The 24,178-nt window shown below is 60.2% G+C and carries 28 protein-coding genes; 21 read left to right on the top strand and 7 right to left on the bottom strand.

Going from position 1 to position 24,178, the window contains the following annotated elements:
* Positions 1-60 precede the first annotated feature (60 nt).
* Entirely contained in the window at positions 61-660 is a 600-nt protein-coding gene (locus tag J5Y17_RS15165; protein ID WP_219786191.1) for a 2-hydroxychromene-2-carboxylate isomerase, read from the top strand.
* 95 nt (positions 661-755) lie between these two features.
* Here J5Y17_RS15165 and J5Y17_RS15160 read toward each other — a convergent pair whose 3' ends face one another.
* From J5Y17_RS15160 to J5Y17_RS15140, 5 genes are all read right to left on the bottom strand, one after another.
* Positions 756-1,790, bottom strand: coding sequence for a low specificity L-threonine aldolase (locus tag J5Y17_RS15160; protein WP_219786190.1), 1,035 nt, complete (start codon positions 1,788-1,790; stop codon positions 756-758).
* Positions 1,790-2,239 (bottom strand): YcgN family cysteine cluster protein, encoded by a 450-nt coding sequence (locus J5Y17_RS15155; RefSeq protein ID WP_219786188.1) that lies wholly within the window; start codon positions 2,237-2,239, stop codon positions 1,790-1,792. Before J5Y17_RS15155 ends, J5Y17_RS15160 begins: the two co-directional genes overlap by 1 nt.
* Positions 2,236-3,162: a bifunctional riboflavin kinase/FAD synthetase gene (locus J5Y17_RS15150; RefSeq protein ID WP_219786186.1), complete on the bottom strand. Its 927-nt coding sequence runs from the start codon at positions 3,160-3,162 to the stop codon at positions 2,236-2,238. The genes J5Y17_RS15155 and J5Y17_RS15150 overlap by 4 nt, the downstream gene beginning before the upstream one ends.
* Before the next feature lie 32 nt (positions 3,163-3,194).
* The gene (locus tag J5Y17_RS15145) at positions 3,195-3,638 is read right to left on the bottom strand and encodes a MaoC family dehydratase (protein WP_219786184.1); all 444 of its coding nucleotides are present in this window, start codon (positions 3,636-3,638) and stop codon (positions 3,195-3,197) included.
* Between the two features lie 197 nt (positions 3,639-3,835).
* Positions 3,836-4,711 (bottom strand): TIGR01459 family HAD-type hydrolase, encoded by an 876-nt coding sequence (locus tag J5Y17_RS15140; RefSeq protein ID WP_219786182.1) that lies wholly within the window; start codon positions 4,709-4,711, stop codon positions 3,836-3,838.
* Between the two features lie 127 nt (positions 4,712-4,838).
* Between J5Y17_RS15140 and J5Y17_RS15135 the strand changes: the two genes are divergently transcribed.
* Positions 4,839-5,270, top strand: coding sequence for a rhodanese-like domain-containing protein (locus J5Y17_RS15135; RefSeq protein WP_219786181.1), 432 nt, complete (start codon positions 4,839-4,841; stop codon positions 5,268-5,270).
* Here the strand turns inward: J5Y17_RS15135 and J5Y17_RS15130 are convergent, their stop codons facing one another.
* The gene (locus J5Y17_RS15130) at positions 5,271-6,335 is read right to left on the bottom strand and encodes a YeeE/YedE family protein (protein WP_219786179.1); all 1,065 of its coding nucleotides are present in this window, start codon (positions 6,333-6,335) and stop codon (positions 5,271-5,273) included.
* 183 nt (positions 6,336-6,518) lie between these two features.
* Here J5Y17_RS15130 and J5Y17_RS15125 point away from each other — a divergent pair, with 183 nt between their 5' ends.
* The 8 genes from J5Y17_RS15125 (at position 6,519) to J5Y17_RS15090 (ending at position 13,316) form a co-directional block, all read left to right on the top strand.
* Positions 6,519-7,772, top strand: coding sequence for an MFS transporter (locus tag J5Y17_RS15125; RefSeq protein WP_219786177.1), 1,254 nt, complete (start codon positions 6,519-6,521; stop codon positions 7,770-7,772).
* 59 nt (positions 7,773-7,831) lie between these two features.
* Positions 7,832-8,533 carry a peptide-methionine (S)-S-oxide reductase MsrA gene (gene msrA, locus J5Y17_RS15120; RefSeq protein WP_219786175.1) on the top strand — a complete coding sequence of 234 codons (702 nt, stop codon included), beginning with the start codon at positions 7,832-7,834 and terminating at the stop codon, positions 8,531-8,533.
* Between the two features lie 91 nt (positions 8,534-8,624).
* Positions 8,625-9,500: a 50S ribosomal protein L11 methyltransferase gene (locus J5Y17_RS15115; RefSeq protein WP_219786173.1), complete on the top strand. Its 876-nt coding sequence runs from the start codon at positions 8,625-8,627 to the stop codon at positions 9,498-9,500.
* Between the two features lie 106 nt (positions 9,501-9,606).
* Complete coding sequence (locus J5Y17_RS15110; protein ID WP_219786172.1) at positions 9,607-9,954, top strand: hypothetical protein; 348 nt, start codon at positions 9,607-9,609, stop codon at positions 9,952-9,954.
* Between the two features lie 299 nt (positions 9,955-10,253).
* Complete coding sequence (gene ruvC / locus J5Y17_RS15105) at positions 10,254-10,763, top strand: crossover junction endodeoxyribonuclease RuvC (RefSeq protein WP_066705966.1); 510 nt, start codon at positions 10,254-10,256, stop codon at positions 10,761-10,763.
* Complete coding sequence (gene ruvA / locus J5Y17_RS15100; RefSeq protein ID WP_219786170.1) at positions 10,760-11,440, top strand: Holliday junction branch migration protein RuvA; 681 nt, start codon at positions 10,760-10,762, stop codon at positions 11,438-11,440. Before ruvC ends, ruvA begins: the two co-directional genes overlap by 4 nt.
* A gap of 3 nt (positions 11,441-11,443) precedes the next feature.
* Complete coding sequence (gene ruvB, locus J5Y17_RS15095; protein ID WP_219786168.1) at positions 11,444-12,472, top strand: Holliday junction branch migration DNA helicase RuvB; 1,029 nt, start codon at positions 11,444-11,446, stop codon at positions 12,470-12,472.
* A gap of 31 nt (positions 12,473-12,503) precedes the next feature.
* Positions 12,504-13,316, top strand: a complete 813-nt coding sequence (locus tag J5Y17_RS15090) for a hypothetical protein (RefSeq protein ID WP_219786167.1) — start codon at positions 12,504-12,506, stop codon at positions 13,314-13,316.
* Between the two features lie 2 nt (positions 13,317-13,318).
* On the opposite strand, the gene aroQ is transcribed toward J5Y17_RS15090, so the two are convergent.
* The gene (aroQ, locus tag J5Y17_RS15085) at positions 13,319-13,756 is read right to left on the bottom strand and encodes a type II 3-dehydroquinate dehydratase (RefSeq protein ID WP_219786165.1); all 438 of its coding nucleotides are present in this window, start codon (positions 13,754-13,756) and stop codon (positions 13,319-13,321) included.
* 107 nt (positions 13,757-13,863) lie between these two features.
* Between aroQ and J5Y17_RS15080 the strand changes: the two genes are divergently transcribed.
* The 11 genes from J5Y17_RS15080 to ftsH all read left to right on the top strand — a co-directional run bounded on the left by J5Y17_RS15080 (position 13,864) and on the right by ftsH (position 24,052).
* The gene (locus J5Y17_RS15080) at positions 13,864-14,493 is read left to right on the top strand and encodes a hypothetical protein (RefSeq protein WP_219786163.1); all 630 of its coding nucleotides are present in this window, start codon (positions 13,864-13,866) and stop codon (positions 14,491-14,493) included.
* Positions 14,490-15,032 carry an RNA 2',3'-cyclic phosphodiesterase gene (thpR, locus tag J5Y17_RS15075; protein WP_219786161.1) on the top strand — a complete coding sequence of 181 codons (543 nt, stop codon included), beginning with the start codon at positions 14,490-14,492 and terminating at the stop codon, positions 15,030-15,032. The genes J5Y17_RS15080 and thpR overlap by 4 nt, the downstream gene beginning before the upstream one ends.
* Before the next feature lie 27 nt (positions 15,033-15,059).
* Positions 15,060-15,449: a tol-pal system-associated acyl-CoA thioesterase gene (ybgC, locus tag J5Y17_RS15070; protein ID WP_219786159.1), complete on the top strand. Its 390-nt coding sequence runs from the start codon at positions 15,060-15,062 to the stop codon at positions 15,447-15,449.
* Between the two features lie 145 nt (positions 15,450-15,594).
* Positions 15,595-16,290: a protein TolQ gene (tolQ, locus tag J5Y17_RS15065; RefSeq protein WP_219786158.1), complete on the top strand. Its 696-nt coding sequence runs from the start codon at positions 15,595-15,597 to the stop codon at positions 16,288-16,290.
* Between the two features lies 1 nt (position 16,291).
* Complete coding sequence (tolR, locus tag J5Y17_RS15060) at positions 16,292-16,762, top strand: protein TolR (RefSeq protein ID WP_219786156.1); 471 nt, start codon at positions 16,292-16,294, stop codon at positions 16,760-16,762.
* A 24-nt stretch (positions 16,763-16,786) separates the two neighbouring features.
* Positions 16,787-17,959, top strand: coding sequence for an energy transducer TonB (locus J5Y17_RS15055; protein WP_219786155.1), 1,173 nt, complete (start codon positions 16,787-16,789; stop codon positions 17,957-17,959).
* Complete coding sequence (tolB, locus tag J5Y17_RS15050; RefSeq protein ID WP_219786153.1) at positions 17,956-19,290, top strand: Tol-Pal system beta propeller repeat protein TolB; 1,335 nt, start codon at positions 17,956-17,958, stop codon at positions 19,288-19,290. Before J5Y17_RS15055 ends, tolB begins: the two co-directional genes overlap by 4 nt.
* Before the next feature lie 97 nt (positions 19,291-19,387).
* Positions 19,388-19,921, top strand: a complete 534-nt coding sequence (gene pal, locus J5Y17_RS15045; protein ID WP_219786151.1) for a peptidoglycan-associated lipoprotein Pal — start codon at positions 19,388-19,390, stop codon at positions 19,919-19,921.
* A gap of 12 nt (positions 19,922-19,933) precedes the next feature.
* On the top strand, positions 19,934-20,770 hold the full coding sequence (gene ybgF, locus J5Y17_RS15040) for a tol-pal system protein YbgF (protein ID WP_219786149.1): 837 nt from the start codon (positions 19,934-19,936) through the stop codon (positions 20,768-20,770).
* 10 nt (positions 20,771-20,780) lie between these two features.
* On the top strand, positions 20,781-22,040 hold the full coding sequence (gene tilS / locus J5Y17_RS15035) for a tRNA lysidine(34) synthetase TilS (protein ID WP_219786148.1): 1,260 nt from the start codon (positions 20,781-20,783) through the stop codon (positions 22,038-22,040).
* A gap of 56 nt (positions 22,041-22,096) precedes the next feature.
* A complete protein-coding gene (gene ftsH / locus J5Y17_RS15030; RefSeq protein WP_219786146.1) occupies positions 22,097-24,052 on the top strand; it encodes an ATP-dependent zinc metalloprotease FtsH in 1,956 nt (651 codons plus the stop codon).
* Positions 24,053-24,178: the final 126 nt, after the last annotated feature.

Raw genomic sequence — 24,178 nt, 5'->3', positions numbered from 1 at the left:
CACCGCTTACCACCCAGCTAGGTTTTTGGAAACATCCCGAGCGTCCCGAGGAGGGGGCAAATGGCACATATCGACTATTATTTTTCGCTTCTGTCCTCTTTCACCTATCTGGCAGGGGATCGCTTTGCGGAGATTGCGGAAAAACATGGGGCGAGCGTGCGCTATAAACCCTTCGATATTCTTACCATGTTTGATCGTATCGGCGCCCCGCGTCCGGCTCAACGTCCGCAGGGGCGGCAAGAGTACCGCATGCAGGAGCTGAAACGGTTTGCTGCCAAGCTGGGCAAACCGATGCATTTTCAGCCGGCTTATTGGCCGACCAACGCGGCGCCAGCCTCCTATGCGGTGATCGCGGCTCAGGAGGCCGGAGGTGGCGATCTTGATGGTCTGGTGCAGCGCCTCCTCAAAGCGGTCTGGGAAGAGGATCGTGATATCGCCGACGATGCGGTGATCACGGAGGCGCTTAAGGCGTCTGGGTTTGATCCGATGCTGTCGATGACGGGGCTTCTGAAGGGCGCGGAGCTCTATGAGCAGAACCTTGAAGAAGGGCTGAAGGCCGGAATTTTCGGCGCACCGTTTTACATTGTGACGGATACGGATGAACGGTTCTGGGGGCAGGATCGCCTCGATATGCTGGACGAGTATCTCGGGGCCTTGTGAGCGTTTCAGCCCCACAATCCGGAGTTTTCTGCGCCCATTTATCTCGCACGAACCTTAATCTGATTAACCTTAATGCGTGCTGAGAGGTCTGGGGCTCAGTCCGCCAAAGCCGCCAAAAGCGCATCCACATCGGCCTCAGTCGTCGACCAGCTCGCCACAAATCGTGCCAAAAGCGGCTCGTCCGGGTCACCTGTCAGAGCCCTGTTCGGGCCCCAGAAGTGATAGACTGCGCCTTTTGCCTTGGCCTCGATGTGCATCTTGCGAGGCAGGCGGGCGAAAACCAGATTACCCTCGGCGGTATAGGCCAGATCGCCCCCGATTTCCGCGATGCCTTTCGCCAAACGCGTGCCCATCGCATTGGCCTGAGTGGCTAATTCCAGCCAAAGATCTCCCTCCAGCCATGCCAGAATCTGCGCCGAGATATAGCGGGATTTCGAGAGGTTATGCCCGCCGCGCATGCGTTGGCTTTCAAAGGCCTCTTTAAAGGCCGGGTCAAACAGCACGGCGGCCTCGGCCCCCATCGCTCCGGTTTTCGTTGCGCCCAAAGAGAGTGCCGACAGCTCGCGTGTCATCTCCCAAGGTGTCGCGCCGCTCGCCGCCATCGCATTGGCAAACCGCGCCCCGTCGAGGTGCAGCGGTAAGCGTGAGGCTTCTGCCAATGCGGCAATGTCGGCCGGGCGATAGAGTTCGCCAAATTCGGTAAGATTGGTCAGCGAGACAGCCGCTGGCGGGCTGGCGTGAATGTCGTCGCCACTGTCGCGGATCACGGCATCGCGCAGTTCCTCTGGCGCCATTCGGCTGCCAGTGCCGGACAAGAGTTTGAGTTTCGCGCCACCAGAATAAAACGGCACGGAATTGCGCTCGTCCACCTCGATATGCGCGGTCTTATGGCAATAGACGATGCCCCAAGGCGGCGTCATTGCCGCCAAAAGCGCGGCGTTCGTACCGGTGCCCGAAACCATCGGATAGACCAGCGCATCGGGCGCCTGAAACATGTCGCGCAGACGCTCGGTCAGCTCCGCCGTCCAACGATCCCCGGCATAAGGCGCGGCGTATCCGTCGTTGGCGCGGGCGAGTGCCTCCATAATTTTCGGATGCACGCCTGAGGTGTTATCAGACCCGAAAAACATCAGGTGGGTTCCTCGATGATATGATCTTCCCAATCATCCTCATCGACTTCGAATTCTGGCACTGTCCTGCCGCGCATGGAGACGCCTGCGGCGTGCACGCTCTCCGGGTCGCCGGTCAAAAGCGGGTGCCAATCGGGCAGGGGGCGGCCCTTCCACAACAGGCGATAAGCACAGGTGGTGGGCATCCAATAGGCGTGGCTGTCGATGTTCTCGGGCGTCAAGCGGATGCACTCAGGCACAAGCTTTTTGCGGATCTCATATTGTCCGCATTGGCAGGACTGATCATCGAGCAGGCGACAGGCGACACGGGTCAGATAGACTTCGCCCGTGTCCGCATCTTCGATCTTGTTGAGGCAGCATTTGCCACAACCGTCACAGAGCGCTTCCCATTCTTCCTCCGACATCTTCGTCAGAGGCACGGTTTCCCAAAAGCGCTCGCGTTTGCTCATTCCAACGCCTCAAGGATCGCGCGGGCCTGTGCGCAATCGAGATCCATCTGATCAATAAGCGGTTGCAGCCCTGTGAAAACAAGCTCAGGACGCAAATATTCAACAAAGGCGACCGAGAGGTGTTCATCGTAAAGCGAGCCGGAAAAGTCGAAGATAAAGGTCTCGAGGCAGGGCATATTAGCGCCGAAGGTCGGTTTCACCCCCAAGGAGGCCGCGCCCTTATAGGAGCCTTTGTGAGGCCCCGTGAGCACGTCGACCAGCACCGCATAGACCCCGAATTTCGGGGCATGCAGCCCCTCGATCGACATGTTCGCAGTTGGGAACCCGAGCTCGCGCCCGCGTTTGTCGCCGTGGCCGACTTTGCCCTCGATCCGGTGCCAATGGCCCAGCATCTCGGCGGCCTTTTCCGGCGCGCCCTCTGAAAGCGCGACACGGATCGCAGAGGACGAAGAGATGCCGCTGTCGGTTTCCAAAAGCTCGGCGATGGTGACGCCAAAGCCCATCTCTTCGCCAAACCTCTGAAGATCGGCCACTTTGCCGGCCCGTTTCGCGCCGAAACAGAAGTCCGCGCCGACAACGATATGTTTGAGACCCAGCCCTTCGACGATGATCTCGCGGGCAAAGGCTTCGGGCGTCATCGCCGCCAGTTCGGCATTGAACGGCAGTTGGAACAGTTGCTCGACGCCCAGTTTCGCAAGACGGCTCGCTTTGGAGTCGGCATTCATCAAGCGAAAGGGCGGGGCGCCTGGTGCAAAAAACTCGCGGGGATGCGGCTCAAAAGTGACGATGCCCAACGGGCCATGCGCGCGGGCGAGATCAATCACATGGCGGTGGCCACGGTGTACGCCATCGAAATTACCAATCGCGGCGGCACAGCCTTTGGCCTCTTCGGGAATGTCGGTCCAGTGCGTGTAAATCTGCATGGGGCTCCTCGCGAGAGGCGCCCCTCGCGTCGTCAGTCGAATTTACGGCTCGGCGCAAGCACCATGGCCTCGCCTTTCAAGACAACGGTATCGCCCACGGTGCAGCGACATTCAAGGGCAACACGGCGTTTTGCATGGATGATGTCGGTCACCGTGACCTCGGCCAGAACCGTATCGCCGGGGCGCACAGGTGCCAGAAACTTGAGCGTCTGGCCCATGTAGATCGTGCCATGACCGGGAAGCTGCTCTCCGATCACGGCGGAAATCAGAGCGGCGGTCAGCATGCCATGGGCAATGCGGCCTTCGAAAATCGTGTCATTGGCATAGGCATCGTCGAAATGCACGGGGTTACGGTCGGTAGAGACCTCCCCAAACAATTCAATGTCGTGATCGGTGATGACCTTGCGCAAAGAGCGCGTCATGCCGATCTCGATGTCTTCGATACAGATGGTTCCGCGGGGCTGATTGTCCAACATGCGCTCCGATTCCTTCTTGATGTTGCGGTGCAGCATAGCGGAAAATCGAGAGAGAAACAATATTGCGCGCAAGAAAATTTTTATGACGACGTAGATATTGGAAATAAGTTTCGTGGCGATGTCATGAGGGGTGCGCAAAAAAAGGCGCGGGATCCACTCCAGCGCCTTGTTTACTTTTTGCCTGAAATACTCACACCTCAGCGTAAGAACGAAATCGCTGCCGTCGGTGACAGGTTATGTTCCGAAAGCCACATCTTGAGCCGCTCCGGGTCAGGGTTTACCGGATCGGGCCCGAATTCTTTGGCAGCCAAGCCGCCGGTGATGAACAAGACGTCCAGCCCTTCGCCAATGCCACCCATCACATCCGTGCCGATGCCATCGCCGATGCAGAGAATACGGTTGTCGTCGATGGGGGCGAGCTGGGCCAAGCGGCGGCGGGCCAGATCATAGATCGGCGGATGCGGTTTGCCGAAATAGAGGCTCTCACCGCCCATTTCGGTGTAAAGCGCAGCCAAAGCGCCCGCGCACCATTCCCGCACCTCGCCACGATCCACCACGATGTCGGGGTTGGCACAGAGAAGTTTCAGGCCCTTTTGTTTCGCATAGAGGAACTGCGGACGGTAAATCTCCGGGTCGGCCAGCGGGTCCTCGGGACCGGAACATACGATGCCTTCGGCCTCTTCGAGCGGCACTTCGGTGATCTCGACGGCCTCATCCGTGACGATGTCCATCGGCTGCATGAAGTCGTCTTTGAACATATCGCCGATGTGGTGAACTTTCTCTCCCACGACGCCCAGATACATCGCCATCCGTGCGGAATCGCCGGAGGTGGCGATGGCGTCATAGGCGTCCTCTGGGACGCCGAACTCTTTGATCTGCTGCGCGACCGAGCGCCACGGACGCGGGGAATTGGTCACGAGCACGACTTTGCCGCCGCCCGCGCGGTAGGTTTGCAATGCGGCACAGGCTTCGGGAAACGCCGTGACGCCATTGTGGACACAGCCCCAAAGGTCGACGAAAAGCGCATCGTAATCGGTCGAGATTTCGGACAGGGTTTGGATCAGGCGGGTCATATCGGCTCCTCATGCATCGCTGCCCTTTAGCTATCCTGTGAGGGTCTGAAAGGAAAGCGTCAGAATGCCCACTTGCGGTAGGACTGCGGGCTGATATGACCGGAATGACCGATCAAAGGAGTGAGACATGAATCCGACCAAACGCCGTTTTCTCGTCTATGGAGGCGCTGCCGTTGTGGCGCTGGGGTTCGGCCTGTTGCGCGCGTCTCAGACCCGAGCCGTGCAGGGTGTGGACTACGACCATAAAATTATGACCGTGGCGCAAATGCAGGCCGAGGGCGGTCTGATCGTCGACATCCGCACGCCCGAGGAATGGGCCGAGACCGGTGTGATTGAAGGTGCGGAGCTTGTGACCTTTGAAAGCGCCGATAGTTTTCTGGCCGAAATCAGTCCGAAGCTGTCGGAAGGGCAGGACCTGATCCTGATCTGTCGCTCCGGCAACCGCACAGCGCGCGCGGCGCAGGCCTTGGCGGGCAAGTTGCCGAACCGGATCATCTCCATCGACGGGGGCATGAAGGCGCAGATTGCCAGTGGCTATCAACCCGTCGCGGTCAACTGATCAGCACGCCAGCGCCGGATCGGCCTCGCGGTCCACGACGAGCGTCGTGACAATAGCGCCGATCCACATGCAGAACAGGGCGAGCCAGGCGGTGGCGGCAAAAACCGAACTGCCGGTGACGCCGTTGCCGATGGCGCAACCGCCCGCGAGCATGGCGCCGAAGCCCATGAGCACCGCGCCGACCATGGATTTGCGCATGACGGGAACGGAGTCAAAGCTCTGCCAGCGGAACTCACCGGAGAGGAGCGAGGCGACAAAGGCTCCCACGACCACACCGGGCACGAGGCCCACGTCGAATTCCAACACCGCGTTGAGGTCGAGAAAGAACATCAATGTGTTGGCGGAAGGGCCGGAGAAGGTGACGGAGGTCACGGGAACGGGATCAAAAGCGACCTGCGCCAAGGACCATGTAAGGCCCCAACCGACCGCGACGGCAAAGCCCACGCCCGAGGCAAAGATCCAGGTTTTCGGGCCGATCTGGTTCTTGATCGCCAGTATCAAGGCCAAGGCGGCAAAGGCCAGCCCTAGCACCAGTCCCGTGCCCTCCGGCAGATGCAGCGCATTCAGAAGATTGACGTTTTCACCGCCGGGTGTGATCGAAAGAGATGCCAGCTTGTCGCGGTAAGGCGCCAAGACGCCATGCAGGCTCATCTGAGCAGTAACCGCAAAGATCAGCCCTGAGACCACTGAGCGCAGATTGCCCGTAGAGGCCAACACTAAAAGCCGTCCTGAACAGCCGCGCGACAGGACCATGCCTGCGCCAAACATCAATCCGCCGATCACCGCGCCGGACCATGATCCGGGCACGGCCATGACACGCGCGTCCGCGCCGCGAAACAGCCCCAACATCTGCGCGCCCTGCACCCAGACGATGGCGGTTGAGAGCGTCAGGAACCAGACAGCAACTTTGGGACCAAGGCGTCCGCGGGCAAACTCGACCGTTGCCGCGCGTAGACAGAATTGAGAACGCTGTGCGGAGACGCCAAAAATGAGACCGGTGATCAGGCCGAATATCGCCGCAGAGGGGCTTTCGCCGATCCCCTCGACGAGAGTCAAAATATCCATGATCTGCTCCTCCCACAGGCAAATTCCGGCTATTTTAAGGGAGAACTATAGCTGCGCTTTGATTTGAGTCACATGATTTTGCATATGTGAATGTTTTGGGCATACCTCTGCTCGGCTGTGGCAGAAGGGGGTGTGCGGGATTTCTGGCTATTCAAAATCGTTTTTGCCCCCTAAAGCAAATCTATGACACGCTCACCGATCCCCCTCTCCGAGACCCCGAACCTGCCGCTATGGCGCAGGCCCGAGGGGTTGTTGTTCCTGATGGCCTTCGCCATGCCGGTGGCCTTTGCCACATGGAACGCATTGTTGAACAATTTCGTCATCGAGGTGGCGGGGTTCACAGGAGTCGAGATCGGCTGGCTGCACACGATCCGCGAAATTCCGGGCTTTCTCGCCATCGGGGTGATCGCGCTGATCATCTTCATTCGCGAGCAGGTGCTGGGCATCGTGTCGCTCTTGCTCTTGGGCGTGGCGACCGCCGTGACCGCCTATTTTCCCTCGCTTGGCGGCATTTTGACGGTCACCATGCTGTCCTCTATCGGCTTTCACTACTTTGAGACGGTGAATCAGTCGCTGCAATTGCAATGGCTGTCGAAAGACCGTGCGCCGATCGTGATCGGGCGTTTGATGGCGGCGGGGTCTGCCGCCTCTCTTGTGGCTTATGGGGTGCTGGTCTTGACGTGGAAGACCTTCGATCTGTCCTATGCGCTGGTCTACGTGGTCTCGGGCGGCTTTACGGCAGCGGTCGCGATTTTCGCGCTCACCGCCTATCCGCAGTTCGAGGCGCCCAATCCGCAGGCCAAGAAAATCGTCCTGAAACGTCGCTATGGTCTCTATTACGCGCTGCAATTCATGTCCGGCGCGCGGCGACAGATCTTTGTCGTCTTCGCGGCCTTTATGATGGTCGAGAAATTCGGTTTCGAGGTGCATGAGATCACCGCACTGTTTCTGATCAACTATGTCGCCAACATGGTGATTGCGCCCTTCATGGGCAAAGTCGTGTCCCGCAAGGGCGAGCGCTTTGTCTTGATGCTGGAATACATCGGTCTGACGTTGGTGTTCCTGGCTTACGGTGGGATTTACTGGCTGGGGTGGGGCGTTCTCATCGCAGCAGCACTTTACGTGATCGACCATATGCTCTTTGGCCTCGCTTTCGCGCTCAAAACCTATTTCCAAAAGATCGCCGATCCGGAAGACATCGCGCCTACGGCAGCCGTTGCCTTTACCATCAACCATATCGCGGCGGTCTTCCTGCCGGCTCTGTTGGGCTATCTCTGGGTGGCCTCTCCGGGCGGGGTGTTTGCGCTGGCCGCAGGCATGGCGATGGCCTCTCTCGGTTTGGCCGCACTCATCCCGCGTCACCCGGAAAAGGGCAATGAATGGCGGTTCCTGCCGCTGGTGCGCGAAAGCGCGGTTCTGAGCGAGCCGGCGGAGTAACTTGGTGCTTGGCGTTTTGCACTCTATATTGAGAGCGAAACGCCATGATGGAGCCCGCCATGTTCTCTGCCCTGACCAAGAAACTTACCATGCCCACGCCAGACGCCGCCTTGCCGGGGCGTCCTGATCCGATCCCGACTGCGGCGGAGCATTTTGTCTTGCACGTGCCACTTGAGGGCGATGTGCCTGAGGGCTGCGAAGAGGCGATTTTTGGCATGGGCTGTTTTTGGGGTGTCGAGCGCAAGTTCTGGCAGGTGCCGGGAGTGGTGAACACCGCCGTCGGCTATGCGGCGGGCTATACGCCGAACCCGACCTATGAAGAGGTCTGCACCGGCCAGACCGGTCACAATGAGGTGGTGCGCGTGATCTTTGATCCGTCGAAAGTCAGCTACGCCGAGCTGCTCAAGGTCTTTTGGGAGGGCCACAACCCGACCCAAGGCATGCAGCAGGGCAATGATCGCGGTACGCAATATCGCTCCGGCATCTACTACACCTCCGAGGCTCAGCGCGCGGCGGCGGAGGCCTCGCTGGCGGGCTATAACGTGTTGCTGCAGGACAAAGGTTACGGCGCCATCACGACCGAAGTTCTGCCTGCTAGCAAGTTCTATTATGCCGAGGACTATCACCAGCAATATCTGGCGAAGAACCCTAGCGGCTATTGCGGTATCGGCGGCACCGGGGTGAGCTGTCCGGTGGGGCTGTCAATGGGACGGTCGATTGAATGGACGGACCCGGTGGAGCCGCAGGGGCACGCCGACTGAGCCGCATCCAATCTGTAAAATCCAGAGCCGCGCTTGAGTAAAGCGCGGCTTCGCTTTATGGCGAAGGCAAAGCCCATTTCGGAGTGCAGCCATGACCACTTTCACCGCCTTTACCAAGACCCGCGGCAAAGCCCCCGCCGAAGCCATTGGCGAGGCGCTGGAGTTTCTCGACCCGGAACCCACGGGCGTGGGGGTCTTCGAGATCGAGGACGGTTCGGGTCTCTGGGAAGTTGGCGCCTATTTCACCGAGGCGCCCGATGAGATCGCGCTGGCGCTTTTGGCTAAGGCCAATGACGCGCCGGATTTCGTCATCTCTGAACTGCCGGAAACCGATTGGGTCGCGAAAGTGCGTCGCGATCTGGCCCCAGTCGAGGCCGGTCGTTTCTTTGTCTACGGTTCGCATGACGTCGACAAACTGCCCGCGGACAAGATCGGGCTTTTGATCGAGGCCGCCATGGCCTTTGGCACCGGGCATCACGGCACCACTCTGGGCTGTCTCAAGGCGCTGGATCGTCTGATGGGCGAGGGCAAAAGCTTTGACAACGTGGCCGACATCGGCTGCGGTACCGCCGTTCTCGCGATGGCGGCTGCGAAGATCTCCGACCAGATCGTCTATGCTTCCGACATCGACGAGGTGGCTGTAGAGGTCGCACAATCGAATGTCGATGCCAATGATCTCTCGGGTCGCGTCATCTGTCTGGAAGCTGCTGGCTTTAACCATGAAGTTCTCGCCGAAAAAGCGCCCTTCGATCTCGTATTCGCCAACATTCTCAAGGGCCCGTTGGTGGCGCTCGCACCTGATATGGCGGGCAACGTCAAACCTGGCGGCCATGTGATTCTCTCCGGAATTCTCAATCCGCAGGCCGATGAGGTCGTCGAGGTTTATACACGTACCGGGTTCAATCTGGTCGATCGGCAGGAGATTGTTGACTGGACGACGCTGACAATGGAGCGCAACGCCTCATAAAGGAGGCAAAATCTTCCCCTCACCAGGCTTGCCCCATTTTTGACATATTCTGCCTTAATTATGTCATGGTCGGTGGGGCCGATGTAGTTTGTATGGGGAGGCTGCTATGCCGTATGCCGGTTCGCAGCAATTGAATAAACGTTTGACCCGGATCGAGGCGCGGCGTCGTGCCTTGAATAAGGGTGTCATTTATTCCGTTAATCAGGACGGGCTGATCATCGCTCGCCCGCGTCGTCGCGGTTTGCGGCGTCCGATCCATTTGTTGTTCGTGGCTTTGGCTGGGGTCATTCTGTTCAAAGCGGTGCTCTATGCCACCCTTGGCGCCTCGACCTATGGCGCACGTGTGGCTGAGCTGGCCGAAGGCACGGCGATCGAACGCGCTGGTGCTTGGGTGATGCATGCCGATGATCTGACCATCTGGTTGGCGCTTCAGGGCAAGATGCTTCTGAGCTGACATCAGAGAGAGTCCGGGATCTCTCTTCTTGAGTTGAACGGCTGTTTCTCAATTTGCCGTTCCGGGACCTCTCCACGTCATAGCCCGCGCCTCCAGTGCGGGCTTTCGCCTCTTTTGATGCTCACGCCTGACGGTGCCTGATAGGGCGGGCCGAGAGGTCCTGCATTTGCATGACACGCTGCGCTTGGCTGAGTCTTCGCTCTGCCATTGAAATAAGTGGCTGGAGGCAAACCAGTCTTGGCAAATGTTCTCGTTTCGTGCTAACTCATTCTTAACGAATAAAACGAGCAGGTGAGACTATGCGTGTGATGGGCATCGACCCCGGGCTGCGCAATATGGGCTGGGGCATTATCGATGTCGCAGGCCCGCGTATCAGCCATGTCGCCAACGGCATCTGCCGCTCGGCTTCTTCCGATGATCTCGCCACGCGGCTTTTGTCGCTCTTCGATCAGCTTACCGCTATCGTCGAGACCTACCGCCCCGATAGCGCCGCCGTCGAGCAGACCTTTGTCAACAAGGACGCCGTTGCGACGCTGAAACTTGGGCAGGCGCGCTCGGTCGCGTTGCTGGTCCCTGCGCGGGCGGGCATTCCCATCGGTGAATACGCCCCCAACGCGGTGAAAAAGACCGTCGTAGGTGTTGGCCACGCGGCCAAGCAACAGGTCGAACATATGATCAAGCTGCAACTGCCGGGCGCGAAGCTCGAAGGTCCCGATGCGGTCGATGCGCTGGCCATCGCGATCACGCATTCTTACCACGCGCAATCGTCGTCGCGGCTGCAAGACGCGCTCAGAAAGGCCGCCTCATGATCGGCAAACTCACCGGTGTCATCGACTATATTGGCACGGATCATGTCCTGATCGACGTGCGCGGCGTCGGCTATATCGTCTATATTTCCGAGCGCACGCGGATGTCCCTTCCGGGGCGCGGCGCGCCGGTTGCGCTTTACACTGATATGCTGGTGCAGGAGACGAACCTGCAACTCTTTGGCTTTACCTCACTCTTGGAAAAGGAATGGTATCGCTTGTTGATTTCCGTGCAGGGCATCGGCTCGAAAGCCGCCATGGCCATCCTCGGCACCTTGGGGCCGGAGGCGACAGGGCGGGCGATTGCGCTGGGCGACTGGACGGCGGTCAAGGCCGCACCAGGCGTGGGACCGAAGATCGCGCAGCGTGTGGTCAATGAGTTGAAAGACAAGGCACCCACGGTGATGTCGATGGGCGGCAAGCTGTCGGAGGCTTTGGAAGCGCCCGAGACAGTCGAGGTGATTGAAAGCGCCACGCCCACCGCCAAACCCGCGCCGAAGAAAGCCCCTGCCAAAGCCAATGCGAGCGCAGAGGCCGAGGCGTTGTCCGCGCTGCAAAACCTCGGCTATTCTCCGTCGGACGCGGCGCAGGCCGTGGCGCAATCCGCGCAGGACGCGCCCGAGGCGGACACCTCCACCCTGATCAAAGCCGCGTTGCGCCTACTCGCGCCGAAAGGGTAACCGATGGATCAACCAGACCCGACATTGCGGCCCGAACGCCAAACCGAAGACGCAGATCGCGCCTTGCGCCCGCAGGCGCTTGAGGAATTCATCGGTCAGCAAGAGGCCCGCGCCAACCTCCGTGTGTTCATTGAGTCTGCCAAGATGCGCGAGGAGGCGATGGACCATGTGCTGTTCCATGGTCCACCGGGCCTTGGTAAAACCACGCTTGCGCAGATCATGGCGCGCGAGTTGGGGGTGAATTTCAAGATGACCTCCGGGCCGGTCTTGGCGAAAGCCGGCGATCTGGCGGCGATCCTGACCAATCTCGAAGCCCGCGATGTGCTCTTCATCGACGAGATACACCGGATGAACCCGGTGGTCGAAGAGGTGCTTTACCCGGCGATGGAGGATTTTGAACTCGATCTGGTGATCGGCGAAGGCCCCGCCGCGCGCACGGTGCGGATCGAGTTGCAGCCCTTTACCCTGGTCGGCGCGACCACGCGGCTCGGGCTTTTGACCACACCTTTGCGTGACCGTTTCGGCATCCCGACGCGGCTTCAGTTTTATACCACCGAAGAGCTGCATGAGATCGTCACCCGTGGTGCGCGTCTGTTGGGTGTTCCTGCGGAGCCTGATGGCGCGCATGAGATCGCGAAACGCGCCCGTGGCACGCCCCGGATCGCCGGGCGGCTCTTGCGCCGCGTGGTGGATTTCGCCGTGGTCGAGGGCGACGGGCGGATTACCAAATCATTGGCCGACGGCGCGCTGACGCGTCTGGGTGTGGACCTTTTGGGCCTTGATGGGGCCGACCGACGGTATCTCGGGATGATTGCAGAGAATTACGGTGGTGGGCCTGTGGGGGTGGAAACTTTGGCGGCGGCACTTTCGGAGTCGCGAGATGCCATTGAGGATGTGATCGAGCCCTATCTTTTGCAACAGGGCCTGATCCAACGCACGCCGCGCGGGCGGATGTTGACGCAGAAATCCTGGCGGCATCTGGGGCTCGAGGCCCCGAAAGCGCCGGATCAGTCGGATTTGTTCGGAAAGTGAGTATTTGAGCCACGGAAAGAGGCGAGGGGCTATGCGGGTTTTCTTTTTGTCGATTGTCGCAAGTGTTTTGCCCTTTGCGTTTATGGCGATGGATCGCGCGGAAACCTCTGCGGGCGTCGCTGAAATCCTGCCGCTCGCGCCGATTGGCGCAGATGCGCTTTATCTGGCAGACGCGCCCGTCGATCTGCCGCTTGCCGTGGATCATCTCGACATTGCCGCGCAGGACGGAAATCTCTTGCTCATCCTCTTGGCGTCGGGCGGCACGGCCTGTCCCAAGATGTGGGCCTATGTCGATGCCGGGGCTGATCCGGTCTGGGTGTCGGAGCCATTCGGGACATGCCACGACAATGCGCAAGCTCAGATGACGGAGCGAGGGATCGAGGTAATCTCTCCTGCGACCGATCCGGGGCAGAGTGGGGATCTGCGCTACTGGCTCGAAGGACGTGAGATCCATGAGGCGCGGGCTCCGTCAAAATCACTGGGCTTTACCCAAGTGGCCCAATGGGAGGGGAGGCACCCAAAGCTCTTGGTCAACGATCCTGCGTGGGAGGGGCGGTTCCTTGCGGCAGTCGGACCCATTGGGTTGTTGGAACTCAGAGCACTTTTTGAACAGGCAAGCGTCTTGGAGTGGGAGGGCGACTGGCTTGTGGCGCAGGGGTGTAAGGCCAATGCCTGCGGGCATCTCAAAGGGGCGTTGGCGATGCGCCGGGATGGACATGCCTTGGTGGCAGTGATTGGCCGCGCGGCCGCTGATCCGCTGGCGGGGCTGCGCATCTATGGCGATGCGCAAAACCAGCCGCTGCCGCAAGCGATCATTCAGGTGTTTGCCGGTCACGTTGAGTGAGCTTACCCCAACAAATGCCCCATCTGCGCCACGGCCAGTTTGTAGCCGTTGACGCCACAGCCCGCCATGACCGCATCTGCGCGCATTGAGACATAGGAATGATGGCGGAAGGCTTCGCGTTTGTGGACCTGAGAGATATGCACCTCGATCACCGGGCCTTCGAAGGTGTTCAATGCATCGAGAATAGCCACCGAAGTATGCGTATAGGCCGCAGGGTTGATGACGATGCCTGCGGCTTTGTCACGGGCTTCGTGGATCATCTCGATGATTTCACCTTCGTGGTTCGACTGGGCGAAGACGATGTCGAGATCGTGGCTGGCGGCCTCGGTCGCACAGAGGGCTTCGACATCTTCGAGCGTGTCGGCGCCGTAAATCTCCGGCTGGCGTTTGCCCAGAAGGTTCAGGTTGGGACCGTTCAGGATGTAGATTGTCTTGCTCATGATGCGCCTCGTCTCGTTTTCGCGGCCAAGCTACGCGGGGCAGGGGTTGCTGCGCAAGCCACCCTGTTGCAAAAGAGCGGCGAAACCCTGTGACGCGAGAGAGCCAAATGACGGACATCACCCCGGACCGGATCGAAGAGTTTTTCACCCGCTCGAATGGCGATTACGTCTTTGCGCGCTGGGGGCGGCCGATTGCGCCCGTGGTCTTTGGCGTCGAGGATGAGACTTTGGTGACGGTGAAATCCGCGATCGAGGCCTGTGTCGCCATCGCAGGGCATCGTATCGAGGAGATGGACCCCGAGCTTGGCACGAACCTCATGGTGTTTTTCCTGTCCGATTGGGCGGAGCTGTTGGACGTGCCGCATATGGGCGATCTGATCCCTGATCTTGAGGCGCGGGTAGCGACACTTCAGGAGCGCGGCGCGCATCAATACCGGGCCTTCCGGTTTGACGATCAAGGCGCGATCAAGGCCTGTTTCACCTTCGTGCGCATGGGCGGCGCGATGGATGAGGTGCCTGCCGAGGTGATTGCACTGTCTCAGGCGGTGCAGGCGATGCTGTTGTGGTCGGATGTCGAGTTCACCCAAGACAGCCCGCTGGCCGAGACCTCCGAGGGTACGGTGGTTCGACCGGATGTGGCGAATGTGCTTCGTGCGGCCTACGATCCGATGCTGCCCAATGCGGCGCGGGATGCGTCACACGCGCTTAGGCTCTATGCTCGGGTGATCGCGGGGTGAGAGCCTTCGTCGGCCTCCCTCTGCCGCACGATTTGACGGATCGGCTGGACACTCTGGCTATGGGGTTGCGCTTTGGGCGCGCTGTGCCTGCGGAGAATATGCATATCACGCTGGCTTTTCTGGATGATCAGCCCGAGGAGGTTCTGGCGGAGCTGCATGAGGAATTGTCCGGCTTTTCCTCACGCGCGCCGGAGATCGAGATCAAAGGCCTCGATGTCTTCGGCGGTGGCAAACCGCGCCTGCTTTTTGCCAATGTTGAACCGAACGAAGCGCTGACCGCCTTGCACAAAAAGATACGGCAGGCGGCGCGGTCGGTCGGGATTGAGTTGTCGCACGAGCGTTTCCGTCCCCATATCACGCTGCGCCGGTTCAACCGCCTGCATCCCGGCGAACATCAGGAGTTGGAACATCTGATCGCGGCGCAGGGGGCGTTCTCTTGGCCCAAATTCCAAGCGCCGAGTTTCGACATGGTGCACTCTGTGCTGAGCCATGAGGCAGCGCAATATGAGACCCTTGCGAGCTATCCGCTCGCGCCCTAGGGTCGCAAAAAACGAAAGGCCCGTCAGATGATCCACACGCTCCCTGTCCATGTCTATTACGAGGACACCGATCTCGCGGGCATCGTCTATTACGCCAATTACCTCAAATTCATCGAACGCGGTCGTACTGAATGGGTGCGCGACCTGGGCGTGGATCAGGTCAAGCTCAAGGAAGAAGAGGGCATTGTCTTCGCCGTTCGGCGCGTCGAGGCGGATTACCTGTCTCCGGCCAGATTCGATGACGATCTGGTGGTCGAGACCTCGCTTGAGGCCATGACAGGTGCCCGGATTGTGGTCAGCCAAAAGGTCAAACGCGGCGAAGAAGAGCTTTTCGTCGCTCAGGTCACCCTCGTGGCGCTCACCGCGACGGGCCATCCTGCGCGTCTTCCGGCGGTTCTCCGCCGAAATCTGCACTAAGCCTCCCCAAAATCGCCAAAAATCCGAAAATCTAGCACGAGTGTCACATGTTCGTGTTGGCGAAGCCCCTGTGGATAGGATAGAATCTCGGGTAATGATGAGAGCCGAGTAAATGCGGCCGACAGGCGATTAAAAGAGCAGGTTCATGGACCAGACAACCCTTGCGATGGCGCAGGAGATCGATTTCTCCTTGCTGGCGCTTTTCATGCGCGCAACCTTCACCGTGAAAATCGTGATGCTGATGCTGATCGTGGCCTCGTTTTGGTCATGGTCGATCATCATCCAGAAATTCATCGCGTTCAAAAAGGCCCGCGCGGAAGCTGCCGCCTTTGATCAGGCCTTTTGGTCTGGCGAGCCTTTGGACGAGTTGTACGACCAAATCTCCAATGGGCCGATGTCTGCGCCGGAGCGGGTGTTTGCCGCTGGCATGACCGAATGGCGCCGCTCTCACAAAGCCGATGGCGGGCTGATCGCGGGTGCACAATCGCGCATCGACCGTTCGATGGATGTCGCCATCGCGAAAGAGAGCGAAGAGATGACCTCGGGTCTGTCTTTCCTCGCGACCGTTGGGTCGACTGGCCCCTTCGTGGGCCTGTTCGGCACGGTTTGGGGCATCAAAACCGCCTTTGAAGACATCGCCATGGCGCAATCCACTAACTTGGCCGTCGTGGCGCCGGGCATTGCGGAGGCGCTTTTGGCCACGGCGCTTGGCCTTCTGGCCGCTATTCCGGCGGTGATTTTCTACAACAAACTCAACGCCGACAGCGACCGCATCTTGGGCGGTTACGAAGCCTTTGCCGACGAATTCGCGACCATCCTGTCGCGGGAACTGGACAGCTGAGATGGGCGCGGGTGTGGTACAGAAATCGGGCGGAGGCGGGCGTCGCGGACGTCGCCGTCGCCCCGCAGCGATGAGCGAGATCAACGTCACGCCTTTCGTCGACGTGATGCTCGTGCTTTTGATTATCTTCATGGTGGCAGCCCCCATGATGACCGTCGGCGTGCCGGTGGAACTGCCGGAAACTGCGGCGACCGCTTTGCCGCAAGAGGAACAGGAGCCACTCACCATCACGCTCACCGCCGATGGGCAGGTGCTCTTGATGGAAAACGAGACTCCCGAGGGTGATCTGGTGACCAAGCTTCAGGCCATCGCTGCTGAGCGCAACGATGACAAAATCTTCCTGCGCGCCGACGGATCGGTGCCCTATGAGCGTGTCGCTCAGGTCATGGGCGCGCTCAATGCGGGCGGGTTCCGCTCGATCGGCCTCGTGACCGAACAGGGCGGACCCCGCCTTGACGGCTCCGGAAACTAAACTGGAAACTAGGGAACAGTCGGCGTGAACGCGGGCCAATATATCTCTGGGGCGGGCCATCTTGGCCTAATCGCCTATATGCTTTTCGGGGGGCTGTTCTTGCGCCCCGAGAGACCGGAGGACGTGTCCGTGCAAGAGGTCGCGCTGATCTCTGAGGCCGAATTCGCCGCCATGGTCGAGCGCAGCACGGCGCCCGAGAATTTCGAAGAGGCGCAGCAATTGCAGGCACCCCAAACCGAGGCCGCGCCTGACGTGCGCCCGACCCAAGAGGCCTCGCCCGAAAGCACGCCACCCGTGACGCCGCCGCCGGATGTGCCCGACGCACCGCCGGAACCGCAAACCAGTGTGACGCCACCCGTCGAGGTGACGCCGACCCCGCCCACGCCGCAGGCCGAGCCGGAGATTTCTCTCGAAGACCCCGGCGCGAATTTGCCCGATATACCGGATCAGCGCCCGACACCGCGTCCGGTGCCGCGCATTTCCGATCAGGTCGTGACCGCGCCCGAGCCGCAGCCGGAGATTTCCCAAGCACCGGTTGAAGCCGCGTCTGAAGACAGCGAAAGCCCCGAGGTGGTCGAGGAGCCGGTTGAAGAGGCAGCCCCGCAGGAAACCACGACGGAGATCGTGACGGAGGCCGAAAGACCATCGGGTATGACCTCGTCGCCGCGCCCGAAATCGCGTCCGGCGAATCTGGCCGCTCAGGCGGCTGAAGCTGCGCGAGAGCCGGAACCGCAACCGCAACAACAGCCGCAAGAGCAGCCGCAACAGGCACGGCAGGACAATTCCGATGCTGTGGCCGAAGCCGCCGCTGCGGCAGCTGCCGCTTTGGCCGCCGAAAGCGCCACGCCTGCCGCGCCCGAACGCCCGGCTGGTCCGCCGCTCACCTCTGGCGAACGCGAAGGCATGCGTGTGGCTGTGTCGCAATGTTGGAACGTCGGCGCCATGTCTACGGAGGCGATGCGCACCGTGATCACCGTCGGTGTCCAGATGAACGAAGATGGCACGCCGCAGAACGGCTCCATCAAGCTCTTGTCCCATTCGGGCGGCTCGGAGGCGGGCGCGACAGCCGCGTTCGAAGTGGCCCGACGGGCGATAATCCGCTGTGGAGCAAGCGGTTTTCCGTTGCCGGTGGAAAAATACGCGCATTGGCGCAATATCGAAATGACGTTCGATCCCGAACAGATGAGGTACAAATGAAACGCCTGACGACACTTGCCTGTGCTTTTGCCTGCGCACTCTCTTTCGGAGCTGCGCCGATGCAGGCACAGGACCCAGGTCCCCTGAAGCTCGACATTACCCGTGGTGTGATCGAGCCCCTGCCGCTCGCGCTGCCGGATTTCATCGCCGAGACGCCACAAGCCGCAGAATACGCACAACAAATCTCCCAAGTGATCGCCGCCGATCTGGTTGGCACCGGGTTGTTCCGTGAGATCCCTGCCTCGGCGCATATCTCGCAGGTCACCAATTTCAGCGCGCCCGTGTCCTATGCGGATTGGAGGGCGATCAACGCGCAGGGCCTCGTGACGGGTGCTGTCGGCATGGATGCCTCGGGCAACCTTTCGGTGAAGTTCCGTGTCTTCGACATCTATGCTGAAGCGCCTTTGGGATCGGGTCTGCAACTGGGCGGTTCGACCACCAGCTGGCGCCGGATCGCGCACAAGGTGGCCGATGTTGTCTATTCCCGGATCACCGGCGAAGGTGGCTATTTCGACAGCCGTGTGGTGTTTGTGTCCGAGACCGGGCCGAAGAACGACCGTCTGAAACGTCTCGGTGTGATGGATTACGACGGGGCGGGGCTTCAGTATCTCACCGACGACAATTTCATCGTGTTCGCGCCGCGGTTCTCGCCGACCGGCGACCGGGTGCTCTACACATCTTATGAAAACGGCACGCCGCAGATCATGATGCTCGATGTGGGTACGGTGACGCGCACGCGTCTGCCAGTGCCTGCCGAAGCTGTGACCTTTGCGCCGCGCTTCTCGCCGGATGGCCAGTCCATCGTCTACTCCATGTCGACTGGCACCAACACCGATCTTTATCGCATGGACATTGCGACGGGGCAGAACGTGCGTCTGACCAATACGCCGGCGATCGAGACTGCGCCGTCTTTCTCGCCCGACGGCTCGCAGATCGTCTTTGAATCCGACCGCTCCGGCACGCAGCAGCTTTACATCATGCCCGCAAATGGCGGCGAAGCGCGGCGTATTTCGGCGGGCAAGGGGCGTTATGGCACTCCGGTCTGGTCGCCGCGGGGAGATCTGATCGCCTTCACCAAGCAAAACCAAGGTCGCTTCCACATCGGCGTGATGCGCACGGATGGCTCCGAGGAGCGTCTGTTGACCGCGTCTTTCCTTGATGAAGGTCCGAGCTGGGCGCCCAACGGTCGTGTGATCATGTTCACCCGTGAAAGCCAAGGGGCGTCAGGCGCCAGCGCGCTTTACACAGTGGATATTTCTGGCCGCAATCTCAAGCGCGTGCCGACCAATGCGGGTGCCTCTGATGCGGCCTGGTCGCCGCTTTTGAAATGACCTCGTTGAAATAAATAAGCGACCCTCCCCAAGTTGCGGGGAGGGTGTTATAGTCCAACCGAAGAGCAGTTTCGAGTTTCCGCAAAGGAAGATCCTCATGTCCAATATTCTCACTTCCCGCACCTCGCGTGCCGTCCTTTTGATTGCAGCTCTGGGCCTGTCGGCCTGTACCAACCCCGGCCGGTTCGGCGCAGGTGGCGGTGCGAATGGGGCTGGCGGCGCTGGTGCCAATGGCGCGCTGGCGGGCTCGGTTTCTGATCCGACCTCGGTTGCGTATTTCAACCAGACCATCGGCGACCGCGTGTTGTTCGCGGTGGATCAATCCACGCTTTCTGATGAGGCGCGCACCGTGCTGGCCGGTCAGGCCAACTGGCTGTCGATGAACCCGGCCTATACCGCGATCATCGAAGGTCACGCGGATGAGCAAGGCACACGCGATTACAACTTTGCGCTCTCCGCCCGTCGTGCAGCGTCCGTGCAGGAATATCTGATCAACCAGGGTGTGAACCCGTCGCGTCTCAAGACCATTCCTTATGGCAAGGAACGTCCGCTCGCGATCTGTTCCGACGAGTCTTGCTATAGCCAGAACCGCCGTGCGGTGACGGTGCTGGCCGCTGGCGCGGGCATGTAAGGACCGGTCACGATGAAAGCCCTCCTCCTCTCCGCCACGCTGAGCGCCCTAACGCTCGGCACCCCGATCATTGCGCAGGACGCGCAGACGCTGGCCGATATTCGTCAGGAAGCCGCTGTGCTTTCCGTCGAGATCAACACGCTGAAGCGTGAGCTTTCCACCACCGGCGCGCCCAACACGCAGTTTGCGGGGGCGGGGACGCTGGAGCGGGTTGATTTGATGGAAGCGGCATTGGCCAATCTGACGGCCAAGATCGAGGCATTGGAATTCCGCATCGACCGCGTTGTGAGCGATGGCACGAACCAATTGGACGACCTGAACTTCCGGCTCTGCGAGTTGGAAGCGGGCTGTGACATTGGCAACCTGCCGCCGCTGAAACCCATTGGGGGCGAGGCGGGCGCGACAGATGTGGTCGTGCCGTCTCCGGGGATCGAGCCGCCGATGGATGGCGGGGGTGATCTCGCATTGTCCGAGCAAAGCGATTTCGATGCGGCTATGGCGCTTTATACCAACGGGAAATACCCCGAAGCCGCCAACGCTTTCGCGAATTTTGCCCAGACCTACACCGGCGGATATTTGACCGGCGAGGCGCATTTCATGCGCGGAGAGGCCCTGTCGGCCTCGGGCCAAACGGCGGATGCAGCGCGCGCCTATCTCGACAGCTTCTCCGGGAGCCCCGAAGGCGACCGGGCACCGGATGCCTTGCTGCGTCTGGCGGGCGCTTTGAGCGATTTGGGCCAGACCGACAAAGGCTGTGTCATGTTCGGCGAAGTCATCGCGCGTTTCCCGGGTTCTCAAGCGGCAATTCAGGCCCAGACCGACGCGTCTCTGCGCGGGTGCTCACTGTAAAGGTCTGAATATGGAAGAAAAAGCGGCGAACCGGGCGATGCTGCGGCATTTCGTGGCCAGCGCGTTTTCTTTCGACAAACCCGACCATCTGGCCGTTGCCGTCTCGGGCGGTGGCGACAGTCTGGCGCTTTTGCATCTGATGGCGGAATGGGCGGCGGAAGAGCGGATCAAGCTTGAGGCCGTCACCGTCAACCACGGGCTGCGCCCCGAGGCCGCGCATGAGGCGCAATTTGTCGCCGAGGTGTCCGAGCGGCTCAAGGTCAAACACACCACGCTGAACTGGTCCGGCTACAATGGTGCGGGAAATCTACAGGATGCCGCGCGACGGGCGCGCTATCGCTTGATGGCCGAATGGGCCAAGCCGCGCGGCATTTCCACCATCGCGCTGGCGCATACCGCCGACGATCAGGCAGAGACATTTTTCATGCGTCTGGCGCGGGCCTCCGGCATCGACGGGTTGACCGGGATGCAGCGGCGGCGGATCTCTGATGGCATCACTTGGGTGCGGCCCCTGTTGATGCAGGAACGCTTCGAGTTGCGGCAATATCTGCGTGAGCTGCGCGAGCCCTGGATCGACGACCCGTCGAATGACGATGAGGCGTTCGATCGCGTCAAAGCACGCCGTGCGATGGAGGAACTCACGAAACTGGGCATCGATGTGCATGTGGTGGGTCGGGTGATGGATCATCTGGGCCAGGTGCGTTCGGCTCTGGATTTCGCCACGCATGATCACGCGCTCGAATGCGTGCGCGAAGAACATGGCGATCTGATCATCGACCGCCGCCGTTTCGCCGAAGGCTCGCCCGAAGTGAATCGCCGCCTTGTTGCCGCCGCCCTGCGGTGGATTGCCTCGGCGGATTATGGCCCGAGGGGGATGAAGCTTCAGGAATTTCTCTCCGCCATGATGCGCGGACGCGATGCGACGCTTCATGGTGTGCGTCTTTTGGGTGGTAAAGAGAGCTTTCGCCTGACTCGTGAGCATGCCGCTGTTGCGGGTGCCGTGGCGCTGCGGGGGGGCGTTTGGGACGGGCGCTGGATCATCGAAGGTGTTGATAACAAAGAGTTCATCATTCGCGCCTTGGGCGAAGACGGGTTATTACAACTTGGCGAACGCCCCGCTGACGCGCCGCCGCGCGAAACATTGGCGGCGTCTCCTGCGGTCTTTGACGGCAATACGCTGATCTCGGCACCTCTTGCGGGCCATGGTGTGGCCCACGCGCGGTTAATCCACCCGAAAGCTGGTTTCTATACATCGCTTTTATCGCATTGAACTTGGGGCGTGGATGCCTATTTTAAGGGGTAAGCTTCGCGCCCGTGGTATGCTTCATGGGTGCGACCCCAGATTATTTCGAGGAGATCCCCTTGGGCAACGCACGTAATCTCGCCTTCTGGCTCGTGCTTTTGATGCTCGTTCTGGCCCTGTTTCAGGTGCTGGGCGGCAGTCAGAACACCATGTCGTCGGAAGTCGTACCCTATTCCGAATTCATGTCGAAGGTGGATGACGGCACCGTCACCTCCGTCGATATCGACGGTGAGCGGGTGTATTTCACCGGTGCAGACAACCGGCGCAAATACACGATCAACCCGGGTGACGACAGTCTCGTGTCCCAGCTTTTGGAAGAGGGCGTGCAAGTCAAAGGCGAGCCGCAGGAAGAAAGCGGCATCATGCCGTTCGTTCTGTCCTTCCTGCCGATCTTCCTGATCATCGGTGTCTGGATTTATTTCATGAACCGCATGCAGGGCGGCGGCAAAGGCGGTGCGATGGGCTTTGGCAAATCGCGTGCGAAACTTTTGACCGAAAAACAAGGCCGCGTGACCTTTGACGATGTCGCCGGTATCGACGAGGCCAAGGAAGAGCTCGAAGAGATCGTCGAATTCCTGCGCAACCCGCAGAAGTTCTCGGCCCTTGGCGGCAAAATCCCGAAAGGCGCTTTGCTGGTCGGTCCTCCGGGCACCGGTAAAACGCTTTTGGCGCGGGCGATTGCGGGCGAGGCGGGCGTGCCGTTCTTCACCATTTCCGGCTCTGATTTCGTCGAGATGTTCGTGGGTGTCGGTGCGTCGCGTGTTCGCGACATGTTCGAGCAGGCGAAAAAGAACGCGCCCTGTATCCTGTTCATCGACGAGATCGACGCCGTGGGTCGTGCCCGTGGTGCGGGTTACGGCGGCGGCAATGACGAGCGCGAACAGACGCTCAACCAGCTGCTCGTTGAGATGGACGGTTTTGAAGCCAACGAAGGCATCATCATTGTGGCCGCGACCAACCGTCGTGACGTGTTGGACCCCGCGCTTCTGCGTCCGGGCCGTTTCGACCGTCAGGTTACCGTGCCGAACCCGGACATCAAAGGCCGCGAGAAAATTCTCAACGTCCACGCGCGCAAAGTGCCGCTGGGCCCGAACGTCGACCTGCGCGTGATCGCGCGCGGTACGCCGGGCTTCTCTGGCGCTGATCTCGCGAACCTCGTGAACGAAGCCGCCTTGATGGCCGCACGGATCGGGCGTCGTCAGGTGACGATGGACGATTTCGAACAGGCAAAAGACAAGGTCATGATGGGGGCCGAGCGCCGCTCCATGGTCCTGACCGACGAGCAAAAGGAAAAGACTGCCTATCACGAGGCGGGCCACGCCATCGTGGGTCTGAAACTGCCGAAATGCGACCCTGTTTATAAAGCGACGATCATCCCGCGCGGTGGCGCTCTGGGCATGGTGATGAGCCTGCCAGAGATGGACAAGCTGCAGATGTTCAAGGATGAGGCGCGTCAGCGCATCGCCATGACCATGGCTGGTAAAGCTGCCGAGATTTTCAAATACGGCGAAGAGGAAGTGTCCTCTGGCCCGGTCGGCGACATCCAGCAGGCCTCGCAATTGGCACGCGCGATGGTGATGCGCTACGGCATGTCGGACAAGGTTGGCAACGTCGACTACGCTGAGGCCGCCGAGGGCTATTCCGGCAACACCGCGGGCTTCTCCGTCTCGGCCCACACCAAGGAATTGATCGAAGAAGAAGTGAAACGCTTCATCGACGAAGGCTATGCGGAGGCCTACCGGATCATTTCCGAGAATGCCGAGGAATTCGAACGTCTGGCTTTGGGGCTTCTGGAATATGAAACCTTGACCGGTGACGAGATCAAACGTGTGATCGCGGGCGATCCGCCGCAACCCGGCGAAGACGGGGACGGGGGCGCATCCGGCAAGGACGAGGATATGCCGTCGGTCACGGCGATTCCGAAGACCAAGAAAAAGCCGAAAAGCGATGGTGGCTTGGAACCTGAGCCCAGCTCCTGAACGATCTGAAAATGGACAAAACCGCGTCTCTCACTGAGGCGCGGTTTTCGTTTGCGCTTCCTTCCCTTCACTACGGCTGTGTCTTTTCGGAGTGGCTCTGTCGTGTTAAAGCCCAAGAAAAAGGAC

The organism is Celeribacter sp. PS-C1 (genome assembly GCF_019429625.1).
Taxonomy (GTDB): domain Bacteria; phylum Pseudomonadota; class Alphaproteobacteria; order Rhodobacterales; family Rhodobacteraceae; genus Celeribacter.
This window is presented reverse-complemented; position numbering and strand designations above follow the sequence as displayed.